Annotated in this window: 2 protein-coding genes and 1 tRNA gene; 2 read left to right on the top strand and 1 reads right to left on the bottom strand. The window is 75.5% G+C overall.

The annotated features are described in order from the left end of the window. The first annotated feature begins 317 nt into the window (after positions 1-317). Positions 318-1,256: a phosphotransferase gene (locus tag AB0O67_RS12270; protein ID WP_365449059.1), complete on the top strand. Its 939-nt coding sequence runs from the start codon at positions 318-320 to the stop codon at positions 1,254-1,256. 80 nt (positions 1,257-1,336) lie between these two features. Then, the gene (locus AB0O67_RS12275; protein ID WP_365448962.1) at positions 1,337-1,624 is read left to right on the top strand and encodes a zf-TFIIB domain-containing protein; all 288 of its coding nucleotides are present in this window, start codon (positions 1,337-1,339) and stop codon (positions 1,622-1,624) included. A gap of 58 nt (positions 1,625-1,682) precedes the next feature. Here AB0O67_RS12275 and AB0O67_RS12280 read toward each other — a convergent pair. Beyond that, positions 1,683-1,753 (bottom strand) — tRNA-Val (locus AB0O67_RS12280).

Here is a 1,753-nt window from a genome sequence, read left to right on the forward strand (position 1 = left end):
GACCGCCGACGCCTCACCGGCAGCCCGCGGAAACCTGCGGTGCCCACCGGCAGCCTGCGGTGCCCACCGGCAGCCTGCGGTGCCCACCGGCAGCCTGCGGCACCCCGCCGGCAACTCCCGGCAGCCTGCGGGGTCCCACCGGCAGCCTGCGGCGCCCCACCGGACCTGCGGCACCCCACCGGCAGCCTGCGCCACCCCACCTGCAACGCCCGGCGCCCCGCCTGCAACCTCCCGCGCTCCCGAGCACCCCCGCCACAACCCCCCACCCCGCCGACGTACCCTCCCAGCACCCGCCCCGCTCCGAGGAATGCCCTGTGATCCCACCCCTCGCCTCCGACCTGGCCGCCCGCGCCAGGGCCGCGGCCCACCCGCACGCCGACGCCTGCGCCTGCGCCTGCGGAGCGGTGGTCACCCTCGCCGACCGTGCCGACGCCACGGTCGTCCGGCACGCGGGCACCGTCGCCAAGGCGCATGCCCCGGACACCGACGCCGCCGAACTCACCGCCCGCCTCACAGCGGCCGCCCGGACACCCGGCGTACTGCTCGCCCCCCTCGCCCCGACGCCGGTCGCCCTGCACGGCAGGCCGGTGACCTTCTGGCCATACGGCAGCCCGGTCGACCCCCACGCCCCGGACGCCGCCCCTTGGGAGGCCGCCGCCGCCCTCCTGGCCCGTCTCCACCGCACCCCACCTCCCGTGCCGCTCCCTCCCATGCGCGGCCCCGCGAAGGCCGCCCGGGCGATCGCCGGGCTCCGGGCCGCGGCACGGAACTCCGCCTCCCACGCCGTACTCCGGGCCTGGGCCACCCTCCCCGCCTGGGCGCGCGGCGAGAGCCCCCTCCCGGACACCGGCACCCTCTGCCACGGCGACCTCCACCTCGGCCAGCTCGTCCGGCATCCCGCGCCCGACGGTCCCTGGCTGCTGATAGACGTCGACGACCTCGGCGTGGGCCCCGCGGCCTGGGACCTGGCCCGCCCGGCCGCCTGGTACGCCTGCGGACTGCTCCCGCCCGACGAGTGGACCCGCTTCCTGACCGCCTACCGGGCCTCCGGCGGCCCGGCCGTTCCACCGCACGGAGATCCCTGGCCCGCCCTGGACGTCCCGGCCCGCGCCCTCACCGTCCAGACCGCCGCACGGGCCGTGACGAAGGCCGTCGAGGCGGAGCAGCTCCTGGACGACGTGGAGCAGTCCCTCGTCGACGCCTGTGCCCGAATGGCATCCGTCCCCGCCCAGTTGTCCCGGAACCTCGCGAAGTAGGGTGCAACCGACCGCAGCCGGACAGAGTCTGTCCTGGCGAAACACGAAGCAGGACCAACCGGCGAGGAGTTGAACCGACGATGCAGTGTCCGAAGTGCCATGCGCCCATGCACACGTACAACCGCAACGGCGTGCAGATCGAGCAGTGCTCGGGCTGCCGCGGAATCTTCCTGGACTACGGCGAGCTGGAGGCTCTGACCCGTCTGGAGTCCCAGTGGTCCCAGCCGGCTCCGCCGCCCCCGCCCGCCGGACAGGCCTACCCGGCCCCGCCCGCCCCCGCCTGGGGCGCCCCGCACGGTGGGCACCACGGCGGCCACCACGGCCACCACCGCAACAAGAGCTTCGGCCGCATGCTCTTCTCCAGCTGAGCGGAGCGCGCCACGACGAAGCCCCCGGCCGTGCGAGACGGCCGGGGGCTTCGGTGTGTGGACGATACTGGGATTGAACCAGTGACCTCTTCCGTGTCAGGGAAGCGCTCTCCCGCTGAGCTAATCGTC

This window comes from Streptomyces sp. NPDC086077 (assembly GCF_040686175.1).
Taxonomy (GTDB): Bacteria; Actinomycetota; Actinomycetes; order Streptomycetales; family Streptomycetaceae; genus Streptomyces.

Bases quoted from the DNA above. Each gene is read 5' to 3' on its own strand.
- AB0O67_RS12275 (WP_365448962.1), top strand. From the start codon at position 1,337: ATGCAGTGTCCGAAGTGCCATGCGCCCATGCACACGTACAACCGCAAC.